25 protein-coding genes are annotated in these 25,553 nt (G+C 67.0%); 14 read left to right on the forward strand and 11 right to left on the reverse strand.

Translation table 11 applies throughout. From position 1 onward, the window contains the following. Nucleotides 1-18: 18 nt before the first annotated feature. Nucleotides 19-471, reverse strand: coding sequence for a flavodoxin (locus PI990_RS26530; RefSeq protein WP_271658970.1), 453 nt, complete (start codon nucleotides 469-471; stop codon nucleotides 19-21). 102 nt (nucleotides 472-573) lie between these two features. Here PI990_RS26530 and PI990_RS26535 point away from each other — a divergent pair, with 102 nt between their 5' ends. Further along, nucleotides 574-1,017 carry a PAS sensor domain-containing protein gene (locus tag PI990_RS26535; RefSeq protein WP_021217027.1) on the forward strand — a complete coding sequence of 148 codons (444 nt, stop codon included), beginning with the start codon at nucleotides 574-576 and terminating at the stop codon, nucleotides 1,015-1,017. A 194-nt stretch (nucleotides 1,018-1,211) separates the two neighbouring features. Here PI990_RS26535 and PI990_RS26540 read toward each other — a convergent pair whose 3' ends face one another. Then, entirely contained in the window at nucleotides 1,212-2,162 is a 951-nt protein-coding gene (locus tag PI990_RS26540; protein WP_043239916.1) for a MerR family transcriptional regulator, read from the reverse strand. A 283-nt stretch (nucleotides 2,163-2,445) separates the two neighbouring features. On the opposite strand from PI990_RS26540, the gene PI990_RS26545 reads away from it, so the two are divergent. The 7 genes from PI990_RS26545 (at nucleotide 2,446) to PI990_RS26575 (ending at nucleotide 6,391) form a co-directional block, all read left to right on the forward strand. Beyond that, complete coding sequence (locus PI990_RS26545; RefSeq protein WP_021217029.1) at nucleotides 2,446-3,015, forward strand: antibiotic biosynthesis monooxygenase; 570 nt, start codon at nucleotides 2,446-2,448, stop codon at nucleotides 3,013-3,015. A 206-nt stretch (nucleotides 3,016-3,221) separates the two neighbouring features. Then, a complete protein-coding gene (folM, locus tag PI990_RS26550) occupies nucleotides 3,222-3,932 on the forward strand; it encodes a dihydromonapterin reductase (RefSeq protein WP_271658971.1) in 711 nt (236 codons plus the stop codon). Nucleotides 3,933-3,954: 22 nt separating this feature from the next. Beyond that, nucleotides 3,955-4,515, forward strand: a complete 561-nt coding sequence (gene folE, locus PI990_RS26555; RefSeq protein ID WP_021217031.1) for a GTP cyclohydrolase I FolE — start codon at nucleotides 3,955-3,957, stop codon at nucleotides 4,513-4,515. A gap of 2 nt (nucleotides 4,516-4,517) precedes the next feature. After that, the gene (folX, locus tag PI990_RS26560) at nucleotides 4,518-4,889 is read left to right on the forward strand and encodes a dihydroneopterin triphosphate 2'-epimerase (protein WP_031286921.1); all 372 of its coding nucleotides are present in this window, start codon (nucleotides 4,518-4,520) and stop codon (nucleotides 4,887-4,889) included. A 100-nt stretch (nucleotides 4,890-4,989) separates the two neighbouring features. Next, nucleotides 4,990-5,283, forward strand: coding sequence for a DUF1244 domain-containing protein (locus PI990_RS26565; RefSeq protein ID WP_021217033.1), 294 nt, complete (start codon nucleotides 4,990-4,992; stop codon nucleotides 5,281-5,283). Then, complete coding sequence (locus tag PI990_RS26570; protein WP_021217034.1) at nucleotides 5,280-5,618, forward strand: HopJ type III effector protein; 339 nt, start codon at nucleotides 5,280-5,282, stop codon at nucleotides 5,616-5,618. The genes PI990_RS26565 and PI990_RS26570 overlap by 4 nt, the downstream gene beginning before the upstream one ends. Nucleotides 5,619-5,788: 170 nt before the next feature. After that, nucleotides 5,789-6,391: a putative glycolipid-binding domain-containing protein gene (locus tag PI990_RS26575; protein ID WP_271658972.1), complete on the forward strand. Its 603-nt coding sequence runs from the start codon at nucleotides 5,789-5,791 to the stop codon at nucleotides 6,389-6,391. Between the two features lie 115 nt (nucleotides 6,392-6,506). Here the strand turns inward: PI990_RS26575 and trxB are convergent, their stop codons facing one another. After that, nucleotides 6,507-7,454, reverse strand: a complete 948-nt coding sequence (gene trxB / locus PI990_RS26580) for a thioredoxin-disulfide reductase (RefSeq protein ID WP_271658973.1) — start codon at nucleotides 7,452-7,454, stop codon at nucleotides 6,507-6,509. 277 nt (nucleotides 7,455-7,731) lie between these two features. Here trxB and cysZ point away from each other — a divergent pair, with 277 nt between their 5' ends. Both cysZ and PI990_RS26590 read left to right on the forward strand, forming a co-directional pair. Beyond that, nucleotides 7,732-8,481, forward strand: coding sequence for a sulfate transporter CysZ (gene cysZ / locus PI990_RS26585; RefSeq protein WP_021217037.1), 750 nt, complete (start codon nucleotides 7,732-7,734; stop codon nucleotides 8,479-8,481). Nucleotides 8,482-8,549: 68 nt separating this feature from the next. Beyond that, nucleotides 8,550-9,764: a glycosyltransferase family 4 protein gene (locus tag PI990_RS26590; RefSeq protein WP_081711407.1), complete on the forward strand. Its 1,215-nt coding sequence runs from the start codon at nucleotides 8,550-8,552 to the stop codon at nucleotides 9,762-9,764. Here PI990_RS26590 and PI990_RS26595 read toward each other — a convergent pair whose 3' ends face one another. The 5 genes from PI990_RS26595 to PI990_RS26615 form a co-directional block, all read right to left on the reverse strand. Further along, nucleotides 9,765-10,724 (reverse strand): DegV family protein, encoded by a 960-nt coding sequence (locus PI990_RS26595; RefSeq protein WP_043239906.1) that lies wholly within the window; start codon nucleotides 10,722-10,724, stop codon nucleotides 9,765-9,767. 185 nt (nucleotides 10,725-10,909) lie between these two features. Beyond that, nucleotides 10,910-12,019 (reverse strand): NADH:flavin oxidoreductase, encoded by a 1,110-nt coding sequence (locus PI990_RS26600; protein WP_043239903.1) that lies wholly within the window; start codon nucleotides 12,017-12,019, stop codon nucleotides 10,910-10,912. 56 nt (nucleotides 12,020-12,075) lie between these two features. Further along, nucleotides 12,076-12,666 (reverse strand): TetR/AcrR family transcriptional regulator, encoded by a 591-nt coding sequence (locus PI990_RS26605; RefSeq protein WP_271658974.1) that lies wholly within the window; start codon nucleotides 12,664-12,666, stop codon nucleotides 12,076-12,078. Between the two features lie 532 nt (nucleotides 12,667-13,198). Beyond that, nucleotides 13,199-13,681, reverse strand: a complete 483-nt coding sequence (locus PI990_RS26610; protein WP_021222300.1) for a glutathione peroxidase — start codon at nucleotides 13,679-13,681, stop codon at nucleotides 13,199-13,201. Between the two features lie 136 nt (nucleotides 13,682-13,817). Further along, nucleotides 13,818-14,303, reverse strand: a complete 486-nt coding sequence (locus PI990_RS26615) for an FKBP-type peptidyl-prolyl cis-trans isomerase (protein WP_021222299.1) — start codon at nucleotides 14,301-14,303, stop codon at nucleotides 13,818-13,820. Here PI990_RS26615 and PI990_RS26620 point away from each other — a divergent pair. From PI990_RS26620 to PI990_RS26635, 4 genes are all read left to right on the forward strand, one after another. After that, nucleotides 14,302-14,601, forward strand: coding sequence for a DUF3565 domain-containing protein (locus PI990_RS26620; RefSeq protein WP_021222298.1), 300 nt, complete (start codon nucleotides 14,302-14,304; stop codon nucleotides 14,599-14,601). The two genes, PI990_RS26615 and PI990_RS26620, sit on opposite strands and share 2 nt — an antisense overlap. Further along, nucleotides 14,601-15,785 (forward strand): acetate kinase, encoded by a 1,185-nt coding sequence (locus PI990_RS26625; protein WP_021222297.1) that lies wholly within the window; start codon nucleotides 14,601-14,603, stop codon nucleotides 15,783-15,785. Before PI990_RS26620 ends, PI990_RS26625 begins: the two co-directional genes overlap by 1 nt. 9 nt (nucleotides 15,786-15,794) lie before the next feature. Then, nucleotides 15,795-17,873 (forward strand): phosphate acetyltransferase, encoded by a 2,079-nt coding sequence (pta, locus tag PI990_RS26630; protein WP_184487416.1) that lies wholly within the window; start codon nucleotides 15,795-15,797, stop codon nucleotides 17,871-17,873. 165 nt (nucleotides 17,874-18,038) lie between these two features. Continuing rightward, nucleotides 18,039-18,947 carry an acyltransferase gene (locus PI990_RS26635; protein WP_263402687.1) on the forward strand — a complete coding sequence of 303 codons (909 nt, stop codon included), beginning with the start codon at nucleotides 18,039-18,041 and terminating at the stop codon, nucleotides 18,945-18,947. Between the two features lie 230 nt (nucleotides 18,948-19,177). Here the strand turns inward: PI990_RS26635 and PI990_RS26640 are convergent, their stop codons facing one another. The 3 genes from PI990_RS26640 to PI990_RS26650 all read right to left on the reverse strand — a co-directional run bounded on the left by PI990_RS26640 (nucleotide 19,178) and on the right by PI990_RS26650 (nucleotide 25,480). After that, a complete protein-coding gene (locus PI990_RS26640) occupies nucleotides 19,178-19,489 on the reverse strand; it encodes an EthD family reductase (RefSeq protein ID WP_184487414.1) in 312 nt (103 codons plus the stop codon). A 143-nt stretch (nucleotides 19,490-19,632) separates the two neighbouring features. Next, nucleotides 19,633-21,768: a putative bifunctional diguanylate cyclase/phosphodiesterase gene (locus tag PI990_RS26645; protein WP_271658975.1), complete on the reverse strand. Its 2,136-nt coding sequence runs from the start codon at nucleotides 21,766-21,768 to the stop codon at nucleotides 19,633-19,635. Further along, a complete protein-coding gene (locus PI990_RS26650) occupies nucleotides 21,749-25,480 on the reverse strand; it encodes a response regulator (protein ID WP_271658976.1) in 3,732 nt (1,243 codons plus the stop codon). Before PI990_RS26650 ends, PI990_RS26645 begins: the two co-directional genes overlap by 20 nt. Between the last annotated feature and the right edge of the window lie 73 nt (nucleotides 25,481-25,553).

Consider the following 25,553-nt stretch of genomic DNA (forward strand, 5'->3'; position numbering starts at 1 on the left):
GCCGCGTGTCGGGGAAGGTCAGGCGCTGCGCAGGGCCTGGATGAGCTCGGCGATCCAGGGCTCGGCGTCGACCTCGGGGGTCACGGTTTCGCTGGAATCCACCCGCAGCATGTCCACCACTTCGCGGATGCCCAGCTCGGCATAGAGCTCGCGCACCTGCTCGCCGCCGCCGCAGAACACGTCGTAGCTGGAATCGCCCAGGGCCAGCACGGCACCGGGGCGACCGCGCCAGTCGGGGAGCTGGTAGCGGATGCTGTGGTACAGCGGCAGCAGGTTGTCCGGCAGCTCGCCCATACCGGTGGTCGAGGTCACGGTGAGGAAGGCGTCCGGGGCGAAGGCCTTGAGCTCGTCGAGCCCCATGTGGGCCTTGTGCCAGGCCTCGAAACCGGCGGCCTTGAGCAGGCGCTCGGCATGGCGGGCTACTTCTTCGGCGGTGCCATAGACCGACCCGGAGAGAATGGCGACTTTCATGACAACTCCTGAAACGTTGGCAAACGGCGCGCATTATGCCGCAAGTGGAAAGCCTGGGCCGATGTCTTAGAATCTCGGAGCCACCGAACCGAGAGCCCCTACATGATCAACGCCAAGCTGCTGCAACTGGTGATCGACGCGTCCAACGACGGCATTGTCGTCGCCGAGCAGGAGGGCGAGGACAACATCCTCATCTACGCCAACCGCGCCTTCGAGCAACTCACCGGCTACGCCCGCGACGACATCCTCTACCAGGACTGCCGTTTCCTGCAGGGCGAGGACCGCGACCAGGTCGCCCTCGCCGCCATCCGCCAGGCGATTCGCAAGGGCGAACCGTGCCGGCAGATCGTGCGCAACTACCGCAAGGACGGCAGCCCCTTCTGGAACGAGCTGTCCATCACCCCGGTGTTCAACGAGGGTGACCAGCTGACCTATTTCATCGGCATCCAGAAGAACGTCACGCCCGAGATCGAGGCACGGCAGCGTGTCCGCGAACTGGAGGCGGAAGTGGCGGCCTTGAAGGCGGAGCTGGCGGCCAAGGGCTGAGCTGCCGAGCCGGAACGAGACGCCCCGCGCGAGGCGGGGCGTCTTGTGGGAATAAAAGACCGGCGGCCGAAGAGGAACAAGGAGGGGGACGCGTTGGCGGCCGGTTGCGCAGTTGGAAGGCTCACAGCCAATTCTTGTACATAAAATTGTTTTGTACAGGAATCGCATCGACAATTTTTAAACACGCATCCAAATCAGGTGTCCAGGTGCCCCGCAAGGAACTGCGCCAGACGCCGCTGCATCGAGCGACCGTCGCTGCCCAGGCAGGCGACGGGCGAGCCATCGAGGCTGTCTCCCAGGAGGTCCGCCGCCTCACCGGCCAGGGCCAGGGGGCAATCGAGGGTCAGGGCGAGACGTGACAGGCGGCTGGCCGCATCGTCCTGCGGCGGGTGGTTGGAGAACAGCACCAGCGCCTGGGGCCGCATCTTCTCGCAGACCAGCGCCAGCTCCTGGAGGGGTTGCTCGAGCCCCAGGACGCTGACTGCCACCTCATCGCTGCCCATCAGCAGGCCGGCCACCAGCAGCTCCAGCTCACGGCATTCGCCGGGAATGGGTGCCAGCAGCACACGGTCACCCGCGAGATTGCGCGCCAGCTGCAGCCGCTGCAGCACCCGCGCGCGCAGGAAGGCGTCGAGGAAGGCCCATTCGCTGGCCGCCCCGTATTCGTCCTGACGCAGCAACAGGTCGCGCCACACCGGCATCAGGACATCCTGGAACGCCACCGGGACCGGGTAGGTGGAGAACACCTGGCCGTAGAGACGTTCCACGCCTGCTTCGTCGAAGCTGGCCAGGACCCGGCGCAGCTGCGCCTGGAGCTCGACCCACTCGGCGCTCGCCACGCCCTGGTAGGCAGGCACCGCCGGTGCCTTGGCCTGGGCGCTGCGGGCCAGGATGGTGCCCACCTTGCTCACCGCCACGCCGCGATCCATCCAGGCGAGGATGTTGCGCACCGCCTCGATGTCGGCGAAGGAATAGAGGCGATGGCCGCTGTCGGTGCGGGTCGGCTTGATCAGGCCATAGCGTCGCTCCCACGCACGCAGGGTGACCGGGTTGACGCCAGTGAGGCGGGAAACCTCGCGGATGGGGAACAGTTCTTCCTGCTGCATGGCGATATCGGCCTGAGGGGCGGCGGCGGGTTCGATCATGATCGGCTGCGGTGGATGGACGATGCGCCTGAGTTTAACCCAGCACGGGCCTCGCGCTCGAATGCATGTCTGACGGGCGGACGCACCTGCCTGGTGCAACGGGCGCCAGCCAACGCGGCGCCAGCGACCGGCTGTCCGCCTGCAACCCGCGAGGAGACGTACCCCTGGAGATTTTTGGCGAATCCGGAATAATCCTTGCCTCTTCGAATACGCAGCCCATCACCCCGGGCTGCGTTTCGCGCCCCGCCTACCCGGCCGGGTGCCCGTTCAGTGGAGATACACGATGTCTGCCGACCCCGTCACCCTCATGGTGGCGCGCCGCGTTTCCCGCGAGCGCTATTCCGATTTCATGGCCTGGCTGCGCGAAGGCGAGCAACTGGCTGCCGACTTCCCCGGCTACCTCGGCTCAGGCGTGCTCGCGCCGCCTCCCGAAGACGACGAATTCCAGATGATCTTCCGCTTTGCGGACGAGTCGACCCTGTCGGCCTGGGAGCACTCCGCTTCGCGCCGCGCCTGGCTGGAGCGCGGCGCCGGCCTCTTCGAGCAGCCCCATGAACACCGCGCCCTGGGCCTGGACGCCTGGTTCGGCAGTGCCGATCGCCGCCCGCCACGCTGGAAGCAGAGCGTGGCCATCTGGCTGGCGTTCTTCCCGGTGTCGCTGGGTTTCAACCTGTGCTTCGGTCCCTGGCTGGCCGACCTGCCGCTGGTCCTGCGCATCCTCCTCAGCACCCTGGCGCTGACGCCGCTGATGACCTACTGGTTCATCCCGTTGTCCACCCGCCTGCTGGCCCTCTGGCTCAACGCACCAGCACCCCGCGCCCGCCGCCCAGGCGCCACCGCTCCGTCGCGATAACGTCACAAAGGTTGTACAGGCACTACACCTGTACAACCACGAAACGCGCCCAATGCCTCTATAACCCCACACAAATCAAGGCCTTGACTGAAATCTCAGTCGGAATCCGCATTTTTGCGGCGCCAACAATTGTACAAATACGGGCATCTGGTATAAGTTTTCAGCATTCCGCCCCACCCCGGGCATCGTCCTGCCTCGAGGCCCCCATGAGCCCTTCGGCCGCTCCCATCCTGATCACCGGTGCCAGCCAGCGCGTGGGCCTGCATTGCGCCGAGCGCCTGCTGGACGACGGCCAGCCGGTGATCATCAGCTACCGCACCGAGCGCGACGGCGTGCACCGCCTGCGCGAGCGCGGGGCCTGCGTGATCGCGGCGGACTTCTCGGATGAAGCCGGGATCCTCGCCTTCATCGAACGTCTCAAGGCCGCCACCCCGCGCCTGCGGGCCATCGTGCACAACGCCTCCGACTGGCTCACCGAAGCCCCCGGCCACGAGGCCGATGCCTTCCAGCGGATGTTCAGCGTGCACATGCTGGCGCCCTACCTGATCAACCTGCACGCCGAGCCGCTGCTGCGCCACGGCGGCCCGGCCGACATCGTCCACATCAGCGACGACGTGGCGCGCAAGGGCAGCGAGAAGCGCATCGCCTACTGCGCCAGCAAGGCCGGGCTGGACAACCTCACCCTCTCCTTCGCCGCGCGCTACGCCCCGGCCATCAAGGTCAACGGCATCGCCCCGGCGCTGGTGATGTTCAACGACAACGACGACGCGGCGTACCGCGAGAAGACCCTGGCCAAATCCGCGCTGGGCATCGAGCCGGGCGCCGAGGTGGTCTACCAGGGCCTGCGCTACCTGCTGGACAACCCCTACGTCACCGGCACCACCCTGACACTGAACGGTGGCCGTCACCTCAAGTGAGGCGGCCGCGAGGAAACCATCGATGAGCGAACAACTGCCCCACCATTACCGGGAAATCCTTCTCGGCCTGGGCGAAGACCCGCAGCGCGAAGGCCTGCTGGACACCCCCAAGCGCGCCGCCAAGGCCATGCGCTACCTGTGCCACGGCTACGAGCAATCGCTGGACGAGATCGTCAACGGCGCGCTGTTCGCGTCCGACAACGACGAGATGGTCATCGTCCGGGACATCGAGCTCTATTCCCTCTGCGAGCACCACCTGCTGCCCTTCATCGGCAAGGCCCATGTGGCGTACATTCCCACCGGCAAGGTGCTGGGGCTGTCCAAGGTGGCGCGCATCGTCGACATGTTCGCGCGGCGCCTGCAGATCCAGGAGAACCTCACCCGGCAGATCGCCGAGGCGATCCAGAGCGTGACCGGCGCCGCCGGCGTCGCCGTGGTCATCGAGGCCCAGCACATGTGCATGATGATGCGTGGCGTGGAGAAGCAGAATTCGCAGATGCTCACCTCGGTGATGCTCGGCGCCTTCCGCGAGAGCTCGACCACCCGCCACGAATTCCTGCAACTGATTGGACGGAGCAAGTAACAATGCCGCGACTGGAGCCCGGAATGGCGCGAATCCGCGTCAAGGACCTGCGCCTGCGCACCTTCATCGGGATCAAGGAAGAAGAGATCCTCAACAAGCAGGACGTGCTGATCAACCTGACCATCCTCTACCCCGCCGTGGAGGCCGTGGAAGGCAACGACATCGAGCACGCGCTGAACTACCGCACCATCACCAAGGCGATCATCCGCCACGTCGAAGAGAACCGCTTCGCCCTGCTGGAGCGCCTGACCCAGGAGATTCTCGACCTGGTCATGGCCAACCCCAGCGTGCGCTACGCCGAAGTGGAAGTGGACAAGCCCCACGCCCTGCGTTTCGCCGAATCGGTGTCCATCACCCTCGCCGGCCACCGCTGACAGAACCCGTGATGCCCGGCCACTCGCCGGGCATTGCCGCCGCCGGGAGCCGCTCATATCATCCCGACTCCCCGCCATTCCGAGCCCAGGAGAACCTGCGATGAACGAGCAAGAACGCCTCGAACTCGAAGCCGCCGCCTTCCGCCAATTGGTCCAGCACCTGCGCAGCCGCCCGGACGTGCAGAACATCGACCTGATGAACCTCGCCGGCTTCTGCCGCAACTGCCTGTCCAAGTGGTACAAGGCCGCCGCCGACGACCTCGGTGTCGAGGTCACCCCGGACCGGGCCCGCGAAGAGATCTACGGCATGCCCTATGCCGAGTGGAAAACCAAGTACCAGAAAGAAGCCAGTGCCGAGCAGCAAGCGGCCTTCAACAAAGCGAACAAAGAATGACCCTGATCGATTTCCGCGCCCGCCTGCGTAGTGGCCAGCACGCCTTCGCCGACACCCTGGCGTTCATCGCCGAGGGCTACGACTACCAGCCCACCGCCTTCGTCAACGGCAAGGTGGAGAACGCCGCCGGCCAGAACGAGGGCTCCTGCAAGACCCTCGGTCTGGTCCTGCTCGAAGGCCTGGGCCTGGACGAAGCGCTGCTGGCCTTCGGCGAGCACTACCGCGCGGTGCTCGCCACCCCGGAAGGCAGTGACCACGGCAACATCCGCGCCCTGATGGAAACCGGCCTGGCCGGTGTGCGCCTCGACGGCGAACCGCTCAAGCGCAAGGCCTGAGGCGGGTCGGAACGGCCCTCGCAACGCCGTTCATCTGTCAGAAAAGGCTGACATACGTCACAAAGGGAACAACGTATCCTGCGCGACGTAACGGGAACACCAGGGACGGTGTCCTACGCATATACGCCCGTTGTGCGTGCCCCTTCCCGTGCAGTTTCGGAGTCGCATGGATGCAACAGACCCTCGTGTGGAAACCCTGGACCAACCCCGGCATCGAGAACCTGCGCCTGCATGTCGATGCCGCGGGCATTCATGCCAGCAGCCATTTGATGCTGAGCGCCGGCGGGCAGAGTTTCGCCGCCACCTACGTGCTCGACTACGACCCCTGCTGGCGCTTCCGCAGCCTGTGGATAAAGGTAGACAACCACGGCCAGAGCAGCCTGCGTCTGCAGCGCGACATCCGTGGCCAGTGGCGCCTGGACGGCCAGCCGCGCGGCGACCTCGACGCCTGCCAGCAGGTGCTGCTCTCCGCCAGCCCCTTCGCCCACACACCGATCCTGCAGCGCAGCGCCCTCGAATGCGGCCAGAGCGAAGAGCTCCAGGTCGCCTTCATCGACCTGCCCAGCCTCGCCGTGCAGGCCCGTGGCCAACGCTATCAATGCCTGCGCCAGCAAGGGGAGCAGACCCTCTACCGCTGCGAACCCCAGGGCCGCCACAGCAGCGAGCTGGCCCTCGACCGCAACGGCCTGGTGCTCAAGGCCACCGACCAGTTCCTGCGCCTCGCCGCCCGCACCCTGACCCTGGACGAGCTGCCCATCAGCACACTGGTGTGAATCCCCCGCCATGAAAAAGCCCCGCCGAAGCGGGGCTTTTTGTTCACGTGGATGACGAGCAACCGTAGGCTGGCGCCGAGCGCGGCGAGGCTCAACACCCGGACAGCCTGATTCATCAGGCCTCGTCGAGGTAGCGCTCCACATCCAGCGCCGCCATGCAGCCGGCACCGGCCGAGGTGATGGCCTGGCGGTACACGTGGTCGGCCACGTCGCCCGCCGCGAACACACCGGGGATGTTGGTGGCGGTGGCGTTGCCGTCACGGCCGCCGTTGACCACCAGGTAGCCGTCGCGCAGGATCAGCTGGCCCTCGAACAACGAGGTGTTGGGCGTATGCCCGATGGCGACGAACAGGCCGTCCACCTTCAGCTCATCGGCGCTGCCGTCGTGGTTGCGCAGGCGCACGCCGGTCACGCCCATGTCGTCGCCCAGCACCTCATCCACCTGGGCGTTGAGCTTGAGCACGATGCGGCCCTCGGCGATGCGCGCCTTGAGCTTGTCCTGGAGGATCTTCTCGGCGCGGAAGGTCTCGCGGCGGTGCACCAGGGTCACCTTGCTGGCGATATTGGCCAGGTACAGCGCCTCTTCCACGGCGGTGTTGCCGCCGCCCACCACCGCCACTTCGCGGTTGCGGTAGAAGAAGCCGTCGCAGGTGGCGCAGGCGGACACGCCCTTGCCCATGAAGCGCTCCTCCGAGGGCAGCCCCAGGTAACGGGCGCTGGCGCCGGTGGCGATGATCAGCGCGTCGCAGGTGTAGGTGCCGCTGTCACCGCGCAGGGTGAAGGGCCTGCCGGCCAGGTCCACGGCATTGATGTGGTCGAAGACGATCTCGGTCTCGAAGCGCTCGGCGTGCTCCTGCATACGCTGCATCAGCGCCGGGCCGGTGAGGCCATGGGGGTCGCCGGGCCAGTTGTCGACTTCGGTGGTGGTGGTCAGCTGGCCGCCGGCCTGCATGCCGGTGATCAGCAGCGGCTTGAGGTTGGCGCGCGCGGCATAGACGGCGGCGCTGTAACCGGCGGGGCCGGAGCCGAGGATGATGACCCGTGAATGGCGCGTGGCGGACATGGATGACACCTCGTGAAATAAAAGGAGATCGCTGCGGGCACTTGGGGAAGGCTTTCAGGAATGCAGCGATCTCGCGAACCGGTGGGGCCGGCCTGGCGACTGCCGGAGCCCCGAAATTGCTGGCAAGGCTACCGAGCGCCCCGGGGGCCGGGAAATGTGTATTCCTTATCCCGACCATAGGGCCGTCCTATCGCTCGGTGGGAAGCGCGACTCAGGCGCTTTTACCGGTCACGCAAAGCCGGTAAGGTCGCGCCATGTCCACTCTCTGGAGCCCTCGATGCCCGCCCCCGCCCTGTCCGGCCCGCAATACCTCGGCGAAGGCCTGAAACTCATCCTCAGCCCAGGCCTGCGCCTGTTCGTGCTGCTGCCGCTGACCCTCAACCTGGTGCTGTTCATCGCCCTGATCGGCTTCGCCATGCAGCAGTTCAGCGGCTGGGTCGAAGCCTTCATGCCCAGCCTGCCGAGCTGGGCGAGCTTTCTCGAATACCTGATCTGGCCGCTGTTCGTGATCCTGGTGCTGCTGATGGTGTTCTTCAGCTTCACCATGATCGCCAACATCATCGCCGCGCCCTTCAACGGCTTCCTCGCCGAGAAGGTGGAAGTGGTGGTGCGTGGCCAGGATGATTTCCCCCCCTTCAGCTGGGCCGAACTCACCGCCATGGTGCCGCGCACCGTGGGCCGCGAACTGCGCAAGCTGGGCTACTTCCTGCCACGGGCCATCGGCCTGCTGATCCTCAGCTTCATCCCCGGGGTGAACCTGGTGGCGACACCGCTGTGGTTCCTTTTCGGCGTGTGGATGATGGCGGTGCAGTACATCGACTACCCAGCGGACAACCACAAGCTGGGCTGGAACGAAATGCTCGCCTGGCTGCGCGAAAAACGCTGGCAGAGCCTGGGTTTCGGCGGCTCGGTGTACCTGGCGCTGCTGATCCCCTTCGTCAACATCGTGATGATGCCCGCCGCCGTCGCCGGCGCCACCCTGTTCTGGGTGCGCGAAGGCGGCGAGAAGGCCCTGCCGCAGGCCTGAATCCCCCCGCCCCGGCCACTGGCGCCGGGGCTGTCACTCAGTCGTCATACAAATTTCACACTGGCTACATGGCGCTGTTCGACACTGCATCCATGAGCCTGCTGCCCCTGAACATCTCGCTGATCAGCGAAACCTTCCTGCCGGAGATCAACGGCGTCGCCAACACCCTGGCGCGCCTGTGCGACGGCTTGCGCGCCCGTGGCCACCGCCTGCAGCTGGTGCGCCCGCGCCAGGCCTGCGACCAGGGCGTGAAGAGCAGCGACGAACTGCTGCTGGTGCGCGGCTGGCCGCTGCCCGGTTACCCCGGCCTGCAATGGGGCCAGTCGAGCCTGCACAAGCTGATCGCGCGCTGGAAGCGCAAGCGCCCGGACGTGCTCTACATCGCCACCGAAGGCCCGCTCGGCCTCTCCGCCCTGCGTGCCGCGCGGCGCCTGGGCATCCCGGCGATCAGCGGTTTCCACACCAATTTCCAGCAATACACCGGGCACTACGGCGTCGGCCTGCTGACCCGCCTGATGACCAACTACCTGCGCTGGTTCCACAACGCCTCGCAACTGACCCTGGTACCCAGCGCCAGCCAGCGCGAGGAGCTGCAGCGCCGTGGCTTCGAGCGCCTGGCCCTGCTTTCCCGCGGGGTCGACGGCCAGCTGTTCAACCCCGCCAGGCGCTGCGCGGCGCTGCGGGAATCCTGGGGCCTGGGGCCGGACGATATCGCCGTGCTGCATGTCGGCCGCCTGGCCCCGGAGAAGAACCTCAGGCTGCTCGGCCCGACCTTCCACGCCCTGCAGCAGGCGTATCCACAGAAGACCATGCGGCTGATCCTGGTGGGCGACGGGCCGCAGCGCGCACAGCTCCAGGCAGAGCTGCCCGAGGCCCTGTTCCTCGGCCTGCAGCGGGGCGAGGAGCTGGCCAGGCACTACGCCTCCAGCGACCTGTTCCTGTTCCCCAGCCTCTCCGAAACCTTCGGCAACGTGGTGCTCGAAGCCCTCGCCTCCGGGCTCGGCGTGGTGGCCTTCGACCAGGCCGCAGCGGCGCAGCACATCCGCCACGGCCACAACGGCGCCCTGGCGATGCCGGACGTGCCGGTGACCTTCAGCGATGCCGCCTGCTGGCTGCTGGAAGACAGCGAAACCCTGCGCCGGGTGCGCCTGAACGCGCGCCAGCATGCGGGTCGCCAGGGCTGGGAGGCGATCATCCAGCAGTTCGAACAGCACCTGCACGACGTCCACCAGGCGCTGCCCGAACCCCGCGTGACAGCGGGGCTGGACCGCCTCCAGCGCTGATCAGCCGAAAGGCCGGGCCGGTGCGGCGAAGGCCAGGCTCAGCGCGCCCCTGCCGAGGTTGATGGCACCGGTGGGGCTTAGCATCGCCACCTGCAGGTTCACCTCGCGCTGGGCACACACCGATTCCAGCTGGGCGAAGCCCGGCAGGTCGCGCACCACCGAGAGGTCCCCGGCGTAGCTCAGGCACAGCTGCGGCGCCAGCAACTCGCCCGCCAGCACCTGGGCGGTGGCATGGGCCAGCAGCTTCTCCGCCGCGCGCTCGAAGCTCGGCGCCAGGGACACCGGCTTGTCCTCGCCCTGCTGCACGCTGATCACCGGTTTCACATCCAGCAGCGAGCCCAGTCCCAGGGCTGCGCCGCGCATACGGTCGAGCAGGCCGCCACGCTCGCCCTTCTGGAAACCACGGCGGCGCAGGTGGCCGAGGTCGTCGGCGATGAGGAAGGTGCAGACGCTCTCCGAAAGTTGTTCCAGCCGCGCCCGCACCGCGCTCGGGTGGCCGCCGGCGGCGACCAGCCGGGCCGCCTCGGCAGCCAGTACGGCGCTGCCGGCGAACATGCTGCGGCCATCCACCACGCGCATGGCGAAGGGGCTGTTGAGGCCAGCCTCGGCGCGGCGTTCGCGGTAGTGCTGGAGCAGGCTGAAGGAGGCCTGGGTGGCGTGCTCGAAGATCGGGCTGCGCAGGCTGGAGATGGTCAGACAGATGACATGGTCGTAGGCGGTGACCAGTTCTTCGAGGAACCACTGCTGCATCTCCGCCACCGACAGCGCGTCGCTGTGGTCCTCCGGGCCGACCTTGGCCAGCTGCTCGGCATAGAACTGCCGGGTGGCCTCGGGTACACGGCGGTCCACCAGGGCTTCACGCCCCAGGTGGATACGGATCGGCAGCACACGGATGCCGTGGGCAGCGAGGAATTCCTGAGGCAGGTCACAAGTGGCATCCACTACCAGTCCAGTGCGCATGACGACTACTCCTTCGGCCGGTGAACCGGCGCTTGTTGTGATGTTCGCGACCTTGCGCCTTGCCCGCCCGCAAGTCAGCCCAACCGATTGAGGGTTTCACCGGCTCGCAGGCATAAAAAAGCCCCGCACGAGACGGGGCTGGAAATGGGTGCGCCGGCAGGGCCGACGCACCGGGGGACGAATGCTCAGACCAGGCTGGTCAGGGCGTCGCGGCTGAACGGCAGGATGTCCTGCATGCGGCCTTCGCGGACCTTGGTCGCCCAGTCCGGGTCCACCAGCAGGGCGCGGCCCACGGCCACCAGGTCGAATTCCTCATTGTTCAGGCGTTCCAGCAGGCCTTCGATATTGGCCGGCTGCGCGACCTTGTCGGTCTTGACCATGAACTGCAGGAACTCGCCATCCAGGCCGACGCTGCCGACGGTGATGGTGGGCTTGCCGGTAAGCTTGCGGGTCCAGCCGGCCAGGTTGAGGTCGGAGCCTTCGAACTCCGGCTCCCAGAAGCGGCGGGTGGAGCAGTGGAAGATATCCACGCCGGCATCGGACAGCGGCTTGAGGAAGGCGCCCAGTTCTTCGGCGGTCTGCACCAGGCGGGCGGTGTAGTCCTGCTGCTTCCACTGGGAGAAGCGGAAGATGATCGGGTAGTCGGGGCCGACGGCCTCGCGCACGGCCTTGACCACTTCGATGGCGAAGCGCGAGCGCTGGGCCAGGTCGCCACCGTAACCGTCAGTGCGCTGGTTGGTGCCTTCCCAGAAGAACTGGTCGATCAGGTAGCCGTGGGCGCCGTGCAGTTCGACGCCGTCCATGCCGATGGCCTTGGCGTCACGGGCGGCCTGGGCGTAGGCGGCGACGACGTCGTCGATGTCCTGCTGGGTCATGCCGTGGACCACCACCTGGCCGTCCTTGAGCTTCTCGCTCGGGCCGTAGCCGGGAACGCTGGCATCCGGCTCGGTGCCCAGGCGGCGGACGTTACCCACGTGCCACAGCTGCGGGACGATCTTGCCGCCTTCGGCGTGCACGGCGTCGACCACGGTCTTCCAGCCGGCCAGGGCGTCTTCGCCGTAGAAGCGCGGTACATGGGGGTAACCATTGGCAGCCTGGTGGCCGATGGTGGTGCCTTCGGTGACGATCAGGCCGACGCCGGCAGCAGCGCGGCGGCGGTAGTACTCGACCACCTGCTCGGTGGGCACGCCGCCCGGGGAGAAGGAGCGGGTCATGGGCGCCATCACCACACGGGTCGGCAGCTCGAGGGCGCCGAGGCGGAAGGGGGCGAACAGGGCGTCTGCGGATGCGGTCATCGGGGTCTCCTGATTCCGGCCAAGTGACCGGTCGTCTCGTTTATGGGCTTTAGGGGTCACACCCGCAGCAGGCGCTGCAGGCGGGTCATGAAATCGAACAGCGGCCGGGCGCCGGCACCGACCTTGAGGCGGGTGAGCACGCCCTGCCAGGCATTGGCGATGAAGCTGGCGAGGTTGGCGCAGTCCTCGTCCGCCGGCAGCTCACCGGCACGCTGGGCCTCTTCCAGGCAGGCCTGGAGGGTGTCGGCGGAGCGCTGCAGGATGGCGTCCACCTGGGCAGCGATGGCCGGCGACAGCTCGGCCATCTCGAAGCTCAGGCTGCCGATGAAGCAGTGGTACTCCAGCTTCTCGTGGCGGGTGAAATGGCTGACCAGTTCACCGTAGTAGTCGAGGATGCGCTGGGCCGGGCTCTTCGCCGGATCGGACAGGGCCTGGGCGTAGCGCTCCAGGCGCGGCGAGTAGAGATAGTCCAGCGCCTGCAGGGCGAAATCTTCCTTGCTGGCGAAGTAGTGGTAGAAGGACCCCTTGGGGATCCCCGCTGCCTGGACGATCTCCTGCACGCCGGTACCGTGGTAGCCCGCGCGGGTCATCACACCGGTGCCCTTGGCCAGGATCAGGTCACGTTTGTCGAGTCGGATGCTGTTCATGGCGCCGAGCATATGACCGGTCGTCTCGCTCGGCACAGCACTATTGATCAGGGTGATTTTGGGTCAGAAAGCAGGCGCGCCTTACCCGGCGGTAATGACCTGTCGTGAAGGTAAGGGCGGTTGGGGCGTCGTAGGTTGGCGCCGAGCGCAGCGAGGCCCAACGCAGCGATGTTCGGCCCCGCTGCGAGCCCCCTGTGGGAGCGGCTTCAGCCGCGAAAGCCCCGTCGCCGGCACCTGGCTGCGAGCGACTGGGGGCTCCATCGCGAATGAATTCCCCACGGAATGTGCCTCCCAATCACGACTCATGTAGGGGCGACTTCAGGCCGTAGGGCGGGTGAAACCCGCGAAGGGTGGGTGCGGCGTTGTCGGGTTGCACCCGACCTACAAGCCCCACCACGGCCCATGTAGGGGCGACTTCAGTCGCCAAGCAGGCCGCAGGGCTGCCACCACGGGAATTCCCAGTGGCACCGCCTGGTGGATGAAAAAGCGCCATCCACCCTACGTAGGTCCCGCCATCAGGGGGAGGAGCGCCTCAGCCCAGCGCCTTCTCGATGGCCAGCACCAGGGCCGGGTCGTCCGGGGCGGTGCGTGGGGAGAAGCGGGCAAGCACGCGGCCGTCCTGGCCGACGAGGAATTTCTCGAAATTCCAGGTGATGTCGCCGGGGAATTCGGCGCCCTCGCCCGCCAGCAGGCGATACAGCGGATGACGGCCGGGGCCGTTGACCTCCAGCTTGCTGCCCAGGGGGAAGCTCACGCCATAGTTGAGGCTGCAGAACTCGCGGATTTCGTCTTCGCTGCCAGGCTCCTGGCCGGCGAACTGGTTGCACGGCAAGCCGAGCACGGTGAAACCCTTGTCGCGGTATTGCTGGTGGAGCTTTTCCAGCCCGGCGTATTGCGGTGTCAGCCCGCACTTGGAGGCGACGTTGACCACCAGAACCACCTGCCCCTTGTAGGGCGCCAGAGGCAGCTCCTGACCGTCGAGGGCACGCAGGTTGAGGTCGTGGAATGCACTCATGACAAACTCCTGGATCGTCGCAAGGGAACATCGCAGCGGGACAAAAAAGGCGCCCGTGGGCGCCTTTTCGGTTGATCAGAGCTTAGCAGCCCCGAGGCGACCGAGCGTTGCCGCAAGTCGCCTGGCTGCCCGCCGATCAGTGGTGGTGACCGCCTTCGCCATGGATATGGCCGTGGGCGATCTCTTCGGCGCTGGCTTCACGCACGTTGACCACTTTCACGTCGAAGCTCAGGCGCTGGCCGGCCAGCGGGTGGTTGCCGTCAACGGTCACGTCGTCGCCATCGATGTCGCGGATGGTGACGATCTGCATGCCGCCGTCCGGGCCGGACGCATGGAACTGCATGCCGACTTCCAACTGATCGACGCCTTCAAACATAGCGCGGCTGAGGGTGGCAACCAGTTCGGCGCTGTATTCACCGTAGGCATCTTCCGGTTCGATGGCGACCTTGATCGCATCACCGGCCTGCTTGCCTTCGAGGGCCTTTTCCAGGCCGACGATGATGTTGCCGGAACCGTGCAGGTACACCAGCGGCGCGCCGCCAGCGGAGCTGTCGATGACCTCACCGGCGTCGTTGGTGAGCGTATAGTCGATGGAGACAGCCTTGTTGGCGGCAATCAGCATGGTGCAAGACCTTTTGGAGAAGATTGAAGAACGTGCAAGTCTAACTGCCAAGACGGCCGATTGCGACCCGAAGGCTGACGGACGGATCGTACGCTTACTTGACTTCCGCCAGGATGACGAAGGCCATTGGGTGGCAGTCTTGTCCTGCGGCCATACCCAGCACCTGCGCCACCAGCCGCCCTGGCAGTCGCGCGCCTGGGTGCTGGACCCGGCACAACGCGAAGCACGGCGTGGACAGCCCTTTTCCTGCGGCTGGTGCGCCCGTGGCGCGGACCCCGAACCAACCAAGGAGCAATGATGCCCTCACGCAACATTCTGGTGATCAACTGTGGCAGTTCGTCGATCAAGTTCGCCCTGGTCAGCGAGGCCCATTCGCAATTCCCCCTGTTCGGCATCGCCGAGCGCCTGGGCAGCCGCGACGCCGAACTGCGCTGGCAGCGTGGCGGCGACAAGGACAGCCTGATGATTCCCAACGGTGATTACCGCGTCGCCCTCTCGCAGTTGCTGCCCCTGGTGCAGGCGGCCACCGGCGGCAAGCTGCACGGCATCGGCCACCGCGTGGTGCACGGCGGCGAGCGCTTCACCTCGGCGCGCCGCCTGGATAACGAGGTGATCGCGGCGATTCGCGCCATCGCCCCCCTCGCCCCGCTGCACAACCCGGCGGCGCTGCAGGGCATCGAAGCCGCCATGAGCGTCTACCCGCAGTTGCCCCAGGTGGCGGTGTTCGACACCTCCTTCCACCAGAGCCTGCCCGAGCACGCCTACCGTTACGCCGTTCCGGAACACCTCTACCGCGACCACGGCGTGCGCCGCTACGGCTTCCACGGCACCAGCCACCGCTACGTCAGCCACCGTGCGGCGGAAATCGCCGGGCTGTCCATCGGCGACAGCAGTTGGCTCTCCGCGCACCTGGGCAACGGCTGCTCCACCTGCGCCATCGTCGACGGCCAGAGCCGCGACACCAGCATGGGCCTGACGCCCCTGGAAGGCCTGGCGATGGGCACCCGCAGCGGCGACATCGACCCCAACCTGCACAGCCACCTGGCCAGCACCCTGGGCTGGAGCCTGGAAGAGATCACCCGCGTGCTCAACAGCGAGAGCGGCCTCAAGGGGCTCTCCGGCCTGTCCAACGACATGCGCGCCCTGGAGCAGGCCCGCGAACAGGGCCACCCCGGCGCCACCCTGGCCATCGAGGTGTTCTGCTACCGCCTGGCCAAGAGCCTGGCCGCCATGAGCTGCGCCCTGCCCCAGCTCGATGGCCTGATCTTCACCGGCGGCATCGGCGAGAACTCGCCGCTGATCCGCAGCAAGACGGTGGCGCACCTGAAGCTCTTCGACCTGGCCATCGACAAGGAGGCCAATGCCCGCTGCATCCGCGGCATCGCCGGCCCGATCCACAAATACGGTCACACACGCATCCTCGTGGTCCCGACCAACGAGGAGCGGCAGATCGCCCTCGACACCCTCGCCCTGCTCAACTAAGGCGGCTCCATGCATACATTCTTCATCGCCCCCACCGGTTTCGGCGTCGGCCTCACCTCCATCAGCCTGGGCCTGGTCCGTGCCCTGGAGCTGGCCGGCCTCAAGGTCGGCTTCTACAAGCCCATCGCCCAGCACCACCCGGGCGACCGCGGCCCCGAGCGCTCCAGCGAACTGATCGCGCGCACCCACGGCCTCACCGCGCCCAAGGCGCTGGAGCTGTCCCAGGTCGAGCGCATGCTCGGCGACGGCCAGCTCGACGAGCTGCTGGAAGAGATCGTCAGCCGCTACCAGCAGGCCGCCGAAGGCAAGGACGTGGTGATAGTCGAAGGCATGGTGCCCACCCGCCACGCCAGCTACGCGGCACGGGTCAACTTCCACCTGGCCAAGAGCCTGGACGCCGAGGTGATCCTGGTCTCGGCCCCGGAAAACGAAACCATCACCGAGCTCTCCGACCGCATCGAGATCCAGGCCCAGCTGTTCGGCGGGCCGCGCGACCCCAAGGTGCTCGGGGTGATCCTCAACAAGGTGCGCGAGGCGGACTTCGCCGAGCAGATCCGCGAGAACTCCTCGCTCCTGCGCAGCGACGACTTCCGCCTGCTCGGCTGCATCCCCTGGGAAGACGAGCTGAACGCCGCACGCACCCGCGACGTGGCCGACCTGCTGGGCGCGCGGGTGATCAACGCCGGTGACTACGAACAGCGCCGGGTGCAGACCATCGTCCTCTGCGCCCGCGCCGTGCCTAACACCGTGCCGCTGCTCAAGCCCGGCGTGCTGGTGGTGACCCCGGGGGACCGCGACGACATCATCCTCGCCGCCAGCCTGGCCGCCATGAACGGCGTGCCCCTGGCCGGCCTGCTGCTGTGCAGCGACTTCCCGCCGGACCCGCGCATCATGGAACTGTGCCGCGGCGCCCTGCAGGGCGGCCTGCCGGTGCTGGCCGTGGCCACCGGCTCCTACGACACGGCCACCAACCTCAACCGCATGAACAAGGAAATCCCGGTGGACGACCGCGAGCGCGCGGAGAAGGTCACCGAGTTCGTCGCCCGCTTCCTCGACCAGGATTGGCTGCGCGACCGCTGCGGCACCCCGCGCGAGCTGCGCCTGTCGCCCCCGGCCTTCCGCCACCAGTTGGTGAAACGGGCGCAACTGGCCGGCAAGCGCATCGTCCTGCCCGAAGGCGCCGAGCCGCGCACCGTGCAGGCTGCCGCCATCTGCCAGGCCCGTGGCATCGCCCGCTGCGTGCTGCTGGCCAAGCCCGAAGAGGTGCAAGCCGTGGCCGTCGCCCAGGGCATCGTGCTGCCCGAGGGGCTGGAGATCCTCGACCCGGACCTGGTGCGCCCGCGCTACGTCGAGCCCATGGTCGAGCTGCGCCAGGGCAAGGGCCTCAACGCCCCCATGGCCGCTGCGCAACTGGAAGACAGCGTGGTGCTGGGCACCATGATGCTGGCCCTGGGCGAGGTGGACGGCCTGGTCTCCGGCGCCGTGCACACCACCGCCAACACCATTCGCCCGGCCCTGCAGCTGATCAAGACCGCGCCGGGCTACAAGCTGGTGTCCTCGGTGTTCTTCATGCTCCTGCCGGAGCAGGTGGTGGTCTATGGCGACTGCGCGGTGAACCCCGACCCGAGCGCCGCCGAGCTGGCGGAAATCGCCCTGCAGAGCGCCGACTCGGCCGCCGCCTTCGGCATCGAGCCCAAGGTGGCGATGATCAGCTATTCCACCGGCGACTCCGGCAGCGGCGAGGAAGTGGAGAAGGTGCGCGAAGCCACCCGCCTGGCCCGTGCCGCACGCCCTGACCTGCTGATCGACGGGCCGCTGCAGTACGACGCCGCCGCCATCGACAGCGTCGGCCGGCAGAAGGCCCCCAACAGCCCGGTGGCCGGCCATGCCACGGTGTTCGTGTTCCCCGACCTGAACACCGGCAACACCACCTACAAGGCGGTGCAGCGCAGCGCCCAGGTGGTCAGCGTCGGCCCCATGCTGCAGGGCCTGCGCAAACCGGTGAATGACCTCTCCCGCGGCGCCCTGGTGGACGACATCGTCTACACCATCGCCCTCACCGCCATCCAGGCGGCGACCCGCGACTGAGCACCCTGCCCGGCGGGTGGCCGCGCTGCCCGACCGGGCGGTCACCCTTGCCGCTTGCAGTTCAGTGAACAGGCGTTAACCTGTGCCACCACTGGCCCTGCTGCGTTCGCAGCGTCCCCTCAACAGGGCGGCAGAGACCGTCCAGGAACGAGGTCCCGACCTTTCATGCTGAGTTTCCTTCCCGCTTCCGTGCGCGGCGTCATCGCCTCCCTGCTGCTGGCGCTCAATACCTTGTTCTGGTGCTGGCCGCTGTTCGCCGTCAGCCTGCTGAAGATGGCCCTGCCCTTCCGCCCCGTGCGCCTGGCCTTGAACTGGGTGGTGAACTTCATCCACGAGGGCTGGGTGAGCTGCAACAAGGTGTGGATGAACCAGGTGCGCGACACCCGCTGGCGGGTGGAAGGCCTCGAAGGCCTCGACTACCAGCACTCCTATCTCGTCACCAGCAACCACCAGAGCTGGGTGGACATCCTGGTGCTGCAGTACGTGCTCAACCGCCGCATCCGCCCGCTGAAGTTCTTCCTCAAGCAGGAGCTGATCTGGGTCCCGGTGATCGGCCTGTGCTGGTGGGCGCTGGAATTCCCCTTCATGAAGCGCTACTCCAAGGCCTACCTGGCCAAGCACCCGGAGAAGAAGGGCAAGGACCTGGAAACCACCCGCCGCACCTGCGACAAGTTCCGCGACAACCCGGTGGGCATCTTCAACTTCCTCGAAGGCACGCGCTTCACCGAGCAGAAGCACCGTGAGCAGAACTCGCCCTTCAAGTACCTGCTCAAGCCCAAGGCCGGCGGCATCGCCTTCGTGCTCGACGCCATGGGCGAGCAGATGCAGGCGCTGCTCAACGTCACCATCCACTACCCCGAGGGCAACCCGAGCTTCTGGACCCTGATGGCCGGGAACATCCCCGAGGTGATCGTGCGTATCCAGGCGATGCCGATTCCCCAGGAATTCATCGGCCGCAGCTACGACCAGGACGAGGCCTACCGCAAGACCTTCCAGCTCTGGGTCAACCAGCTGTGGGAAACCAAGGACGCCGAGCTGGAGCAGCTGCACCAGCAATTCCCGCCGAGCCGCTGAGGCAGCGCCCCGTAACGCGAAAGCCCGCCGATTGGCGGGCTTTTTCATGGGCGCAGTATCTATCCAACTCGTCGGTCAGGCAGCCCCGTAGGGCGGGTGAAACCCGCGAAGTGGCGCACGGAGAGGCGTCGGGTTGCACCCGACCTACCCGTCACACACCCAATGCAACGATGCCGGGCCCTACTGCGTTGGGCCTCGCTGCGCTCGGCGCCAACCTACGGATGTCTGCCTTAACCCGAGATCACCTCGTCCACCTGCAGCAGCGGGGCGATGTTGGTGTAGCGGGGAATGTCTTCGTTGATCGCCTGGCCGTGCTTGCGCAGCGAGGCCTGGAGGCTGTCGATGGATTTGATCCAGATATTCGCCACGCAGAGGAAGGGCGCGGCGGAGCCGTCACCGGAGGCGAGGCCCTTGCGGACTTCGGCCTTGACGAAGTTGTCCCCCAGCATCTCGCTGACCATGGGGATGTGTTTTTCCAGGTAGTAGGTGAAATCGAAGGTGCCGCCCTCATTGTTCGGATAGGCCACAAACAGGCAATACATGGGAAAACTCCTTGGGTTGGCCGGCTGCACGGGCGCGCCGTGGGGCAAGTGTAGGACGCCCCATGACCGGCGCTTGCCATCATTTGGTCGTAGTCGCGGATGGGTATGTGCGCGGCGCCCAGGGCGGGCGTCGCGCAGTGGCCTCAGCCCTGTGGCTTGAAGCTCGCCCAGTCCACCTGCAGGGGGAAGTTCTCGGCCTTGGCCACCGGCAGCCCCGGGGAGACCAGGAAGCCCTGCATGATCGAGCAGCCGTGGTCGATCAGCCAATCGCGCTGGGCCAGGGTTTCCACGCCCTCGGCGATCACCTCCAGCCCCAGGTGGGCGCCCAGGTCGATGATGGTGCTGACCACGGCGGCATCGCGGGGCGACTCCAGCATGTTGGAGATGAACAGGCGGTCGATCTTCAGCGTGTCCAGCTCGAAGTGGCGCAGGTAGGCCAGGGACGAGTAGCCGGTGCCGAAGTCATCGATGGCGATGCGCACCCCCAGCTCGCGCAGCTGGCGCAGCTGCTCGCGGGTGTTGTCCAGGTCCTGCATCAGCGCGCTTTCGGTGACCTCCACTTCGATCTGCGACGGTTTCAGCCCGTGCGTCGCCAGCACCTCGCGCAGGTCGTCCACCAGGGTCGGCATGCCGAACTGCACCGGGCTGAAGTTGATGCTGATCACCAGGTCCTCGCCAAAGCGCTCCCGCCACTGGGTGCATTGGCTGACCCCCTGTTCGAGGATCCAGTCGCCCAGGCGGTTGATCAGCCGGGTCTCCTCCAGCAGCGGGATGAACACGTTGGGGGCGACGGTGCCGGCGACCCGGTGCTCCCAGCGCAGCAGCGCCTCGAAGCCGCGCAGGCGGCCGCTGTCGAGGTAGATCTGCGGCTGGTAGACGAGCACGAAATCATCCTGCTCGATGGCGTTGCGCAGGCTCTCTTCCAGCATCAGCCGCGAGCGGGCGCGGCCGTTCATTTCCGGGGAGAAGAAGCGGTACTGCTGGCGGCCGGCACGCTTGGCCTCGTACATGGCGATGTCCGCCGCGCGCAACAGGCCGTCCACGGTCTGCCCGCATTCGGGGAAGCAGGCGATGCCGACACTGGCGCCGAGGGTGATGTCGATGCCGTCGATGCGGTAGCGCACCGACACCAGCTCGATGAGCTTCTCGGCCACCCTGGCCGCGTCTTCCGGGTGCTCCAGGGAGTCGATCAGCGCGGTGAATTCGTCACCGCCCATGCGCGCGAGGATGTCGTAGGGGCGCAGGCAGGTCTTCAGTTGCTCGGAAACGCGCCGCAGCACCTGGTCGCCGGCGTCGTGGCCGAGGGAGTCATTGATGCGCTTGAAGCCGTCGAGGTCGAGGTAGAGCACCGCCATGCGCTTGCCGCTGCGCTCGATACGCGCCAGCGCCGCATCCAGCGATTGGTGGAAACCACGGCGGTTGAGCAACCCGGTGAGCGCATCGGTGATGGCCTGGGATTCGAGCTGCGCGTGCAGCTGGCGCACTGCGGACATGTCCAGGCTGATCACTACCATCGAGCGCTGGGCCCGGGGCAGCGGCGCGCAGGACAGAGCCACCGGCAGCGTGCCGCCATTGAGGGTGTTGAGCACCGCGTCGTGCAGGCGGTAGGGCTCGCCGCGCTTCCAGTGGCGGTAGAACTCCGACAGGCGCCAGTCGCCGACGATCTCGGGGCTGGAGAGCAGCGAGAGGAAGGGGCTGCCTTCGAGGTCGCTGACCGAGCCCTGCAGCATCAGCGCCATGGCCGGGTTGGCGAAGTTGACCATGCCGTCCTCGCCCACCACCAGGATGCCTTCGGCGGCGTTCTCCAGCACCGACGCGTTGAAGGCGCGGGCGCTGTCCAGCTGCTGGGTCAGCTGCAGCAGGTCACGGCGGTTGCGCTCGTGCTCCAGCAGCGACTGCACCTTGTGCCGCAGCACCTGCGGGTCGAAGGGCTTGAGGATGAAGTCCACCGCGCCACTGGCGTAGCCACGCAGCACGGCTTCCTGGGTGTGGGCGATGGCGGAGATGAAGATGATCGGCGTGTAGCGGGTGTGCGGGCTGCCGCGCATCAGCCGGGCGACTTCGAAGCCGTCCATCTTCGGCATCTGCACATCGAGCAGCACCAGCCCCACTTCCTCCTCCAGCAGGCATTGCAGGGCCGCCTCCCCCGAGTCGACGGTGCGTACGTCCCAAGTGGAGTCGTCCAGCACCGCCTCCATGGCGGCGAGGTTCTCGTGGCGGTCATCGACCACCAGGAGGATGTTTTCGGGTCCCTTGAGCTTAGGCAGTGGCTGCATCATCGCTGCCTCCGGAAACGTCCAGCCAGCGATGGAGCAGGTCGATCAGTTCCTGGCGGCTCACGGGCTTGGCCAGGTAGTCGTCGGCACCTGCGGTAATGCACTTCTCCCGGTCACCCTTCATCGCATGGGCGGTGAGCGCGATGATCGGGATGTTGCAGCCATGCTCGTCCTTGAGCAGGCGGGTTGCGGTGTATCCATCCATGTTGGGCATCGCCATATCCATCAGAATCAGGTCGAAGGGTTCACGCTGGTAACTCTCGATGGCCTCCAGGCCATCCCGCGCGGCGCTGACGTCGAGGCCGACCTCGTCCAGCAGCGCACTGAGCGCATAGATATTGCGTACATCGTCATCCACCAACAGCACGCGCATCCCTTGCAGCGAGCGGCTTCCCGCCTCTCCCGGCGCCTGCCCGGCGAGGGCACGCACGCTGCCGAGGAAGCCCTGCACCGCCGAGCTCAGCCCATCCAGGTCATCCCCCGCCTTGCGCACCACCACCGCCGAATAGCGGCGCAGTCGCTGCAGGGTCTGCAGGGTGACGTCCACCCCAGTGTTGATCACCACACGCGAGTCAGCCAGCGGACGCTGCCGATCGAGGCTATCTAGCAGGTCGAAACCGTCCTGGTCGGGCAGGTCGAGGTCGATCACCAGCGCAGCGAAACGCCCGTCCGCGTATGCCTGGCGGGCGCTTTCGGCACTGCTTGCGGCCGTTACGGAGAAGCCCAGCTCCTCCAGGTGGTCGCGGTAGTGATCACGTTCGATGGCGACGTCCTCCACCAGCAGCAGGCGATGCGGGTCCGGGGGCACATTGGCTTCGAGGTCGTTGAAGACCCGTTCCAGATCTTCCCGGGCGATGGGTTTGACCAGGTAACGGGTGGAATCGTCCAACCAATCTGTCGGCTGCGGCACGCAGGAGATGATGTGCACCGGCGTGCCGCGGTGCAGGGCCTGGCTGCGCAGGCGCCGGTAGATCTGCCAGCCGCTGACGTCCGGCAGGAGGATGTCGAGGATCACCGCCGCGAAGCGCTCCTGCTGCAGCAGAGCGACCGCCTGTCGGCCACTGCCGCAGAGCACGGTGGCATAGCCATGGCTCTGCGCGGCTTCGGCGATGACGCTGGCGAAATCACCATCGTCTTCGACGATGAGCACCGCCGGCCCGGTGCCGTTGCGTACAGGCAGGGCCTCGCCGGCAGCCTCTTTCTCCGCCTCGAAGCCCACCGCCACCGGCAGTTCGACGATGAAGCTGGAGCCCTGCCCCGGCGTGCTGGTGAGACGGATCTGGCCATCCAGGGCCAGCACCAGCTGGCGGGTGATGGCTAGGCCCAGGCCGGTGCCACCGAAGCGCCGGCTGGTGGAGCCGTCGATCTGCTGGAAGGCCTGGAAGATACGCTCGTGCTGCTCGGCAGGGATGCCGATGCCGGTATCACGCACGGTGAAGCGGATGATCTCGCGGCCATCGCCATCGGTGCGGTCGATGACCCCGACACTCAGCTCCACCTCGCCCTGCTCGGTGAACTTCAGGGCATTGGAGAGCAGGTTGCGCAGGATCTGGTGCAGGCGCACGCGGTCGCTGTGGATGACCCGGGGCACGCCGGGCTCCACCCCGGTGATCAGGCGCAGGGCCTTGATCTCGGCCATGGGGCGCAGGCTGGCGTCCAGTTCCACCAGCACATCCTGCACATTGAGCGGCTCCAGCTTGAGCTGCATGCGCCCGGCCTCGACCTTGGCCAGGTCGAGCACGTCGTTGATCAGCTGCAGCAGGTCACTGCCGGCGCGGTGGACGATGTCGGCATGGCGCGACTGCTTCTCGGTGAGGTTGCCGGCGCTGTTCTGGCGCAACTGGTCGCTGAGAATGAGGATGCTGTTGAGCGGTGTGCGCAGCTCGTGGGACATGTTGGCGAGGAATTCCGACTTGTAGCGGTTGGCCAGGATCAGTTGCTCGGCCTGGTCACGCAGGCGCTGCTCGGCGGCCTTGCGCTCGCTGATGTCGATGACCACCGCCTGGACCCAGGTCTCGCGGCCGCTGCGGATCGGCGACAGGCCCACTTCCAGGGGAATCATGCGGCCGTCGCGGTGCTGGCCGAACAGCTCGCGGTTGTTGCCCATGCGCCGGGGCTCGGGGTTCTTCTGGAAGCCTTCGCGCAGCCCCACATGGGCCTCGCGCAGGGCCTCCGGCAGCAGGCGCTCTACGGTGGCGCCGAGCAGCTCCTGGCGGCTGTAGCCGAACATCTGCTCGGCCTGGCGGTTGACCATGACGATGCTGCCGCGCAGGTCCACCAGGATGATGGCGTTGGGCGAGGCCTCCACCACCAGGCGGAAACGCTCCTCGGCGGCACGCCGCGCCTGCAGGTCCACCAGGTTGATCAGGTAGCGCGTGCCGTCGCGCTGGTTCAGGGAGGTCAGGCTCAGGGAGGCGAGGCCATCGCCGCCATCGTCGCGCTGGATCTGGAACTCTTCCTCGCCACTGCGCAGCCGCTCTTCGTCGAGGTCCAGCAGGCGTGGCAGGTAGCGACGCACACGCTGGCCGGAAAGCAGGTCGGATTCGCAGCCGAGCAGCTCGGCGGCGCTGCGATTGGCCATCTCGATGCGGCCCTGGGCATCGCATAGCAGGGTCGCCACGGGCAGGCGCTCGACCAGGATGCGCAAGCGCTCCTCGCGCTCGCGCAGCAACGAGGATGCCTGGTCGCTGGCGGCGAGTTGGCGCTCGCGCAGGTGCAGGTAGCCGCCCACCAGCAGCGACAACAGCAGCGCGGCGGCCAGGCCGGTCCACAGGCTGTAGCTGAGGCGATCATCCACCAGCAACGCTTCATATTCGGCAGTGCTGCTCACCTTCAGTGCCCAGGTGCGGCCGAACAGCTTGATCTGGCGCTGCTCTTCGAAGCGCGGTGGGAGGCCGTTGTCGATGGCATCGTCGAGCAGCACGGCTCCGGCCTCCAGGTCGCTGACGCCGACTCGGTACAGGCGCACCCGGTTGCCGAGGATGCCGCTCATCAGGTCATGCAGGCGGAAGGCCCCGGCCACCGCACCGATGAAGGCCTCGCGCCGCTCGTCGGCGGTGGTCGCCGGGACGTTCGAACGGTACACGGGCATGTAGAGCAGCACACCGCTCTGCAGGTCCTGGTCGGTCTCCTGCTTCAACCTCAGGGGACCGGTGAGGCGTGCCTCGCCGCTTTCCCGGGCCTGCTCGATGGCCTGCGCCCGCACCGGCTCGCTGAGCATGTCGAAGCCCAGGGTGCGGCGGTTGCGCCAGTCCAGCGGGCTGGTGTAGTCCACCACCACATACTCGTCGCGCGGGCCGGGCGGGAAGACGCGGAAGTCGCGGCGTCCATCGGCCTGGGTGGTGCCGACGAAGTCGTTGAGCTGGTCACGCTTGAGATAGCGGCCCCAGGCCAGCGCCTGGATGCCCGGGTAGCGGTCCTGCAGGTGCAGTTGGTCGGCCGCCTTGGCCCATTCATCCGGAAGCACGTCGGAGCTGCCCACCAGCAGGCCGGACATGCCTCGCAGCACCATTTCGTAGGCGCGCATGCGGGTCGCGAGACGCTCGGCGATCTCTTCGCTTTCCAGGCCGAAACGCCGCTGGTACTCCGCCTGGTTGCGGTTTTCCAGCGCCAGCCACTGCCACAGCACCAGGCCGCCAAGCCCCACCAGCAAGGCCAGCGCCACCACCAGGGGCAACCAGGGTTTCCTCGCGGAGGTGCCGGTACGCTCGTCCATGAATGCTCCTGTCCGTTCCTTGTCCGGGAGCCCCCTTGGAGGGGCATCCGACCGGCAAATCATGGTTCGCGGG

Origin of the sequence: Pseudomonas sp. TUM22785 (genome assembly GCF_028198105.1) — a bacterium.
GTDB lineage: Bacteria > Pseudomonadota > Gammaproteobacteria > Pseudomonadales > Pseudomonadaceae > Metapseudomonas > Metapseudomonas solani.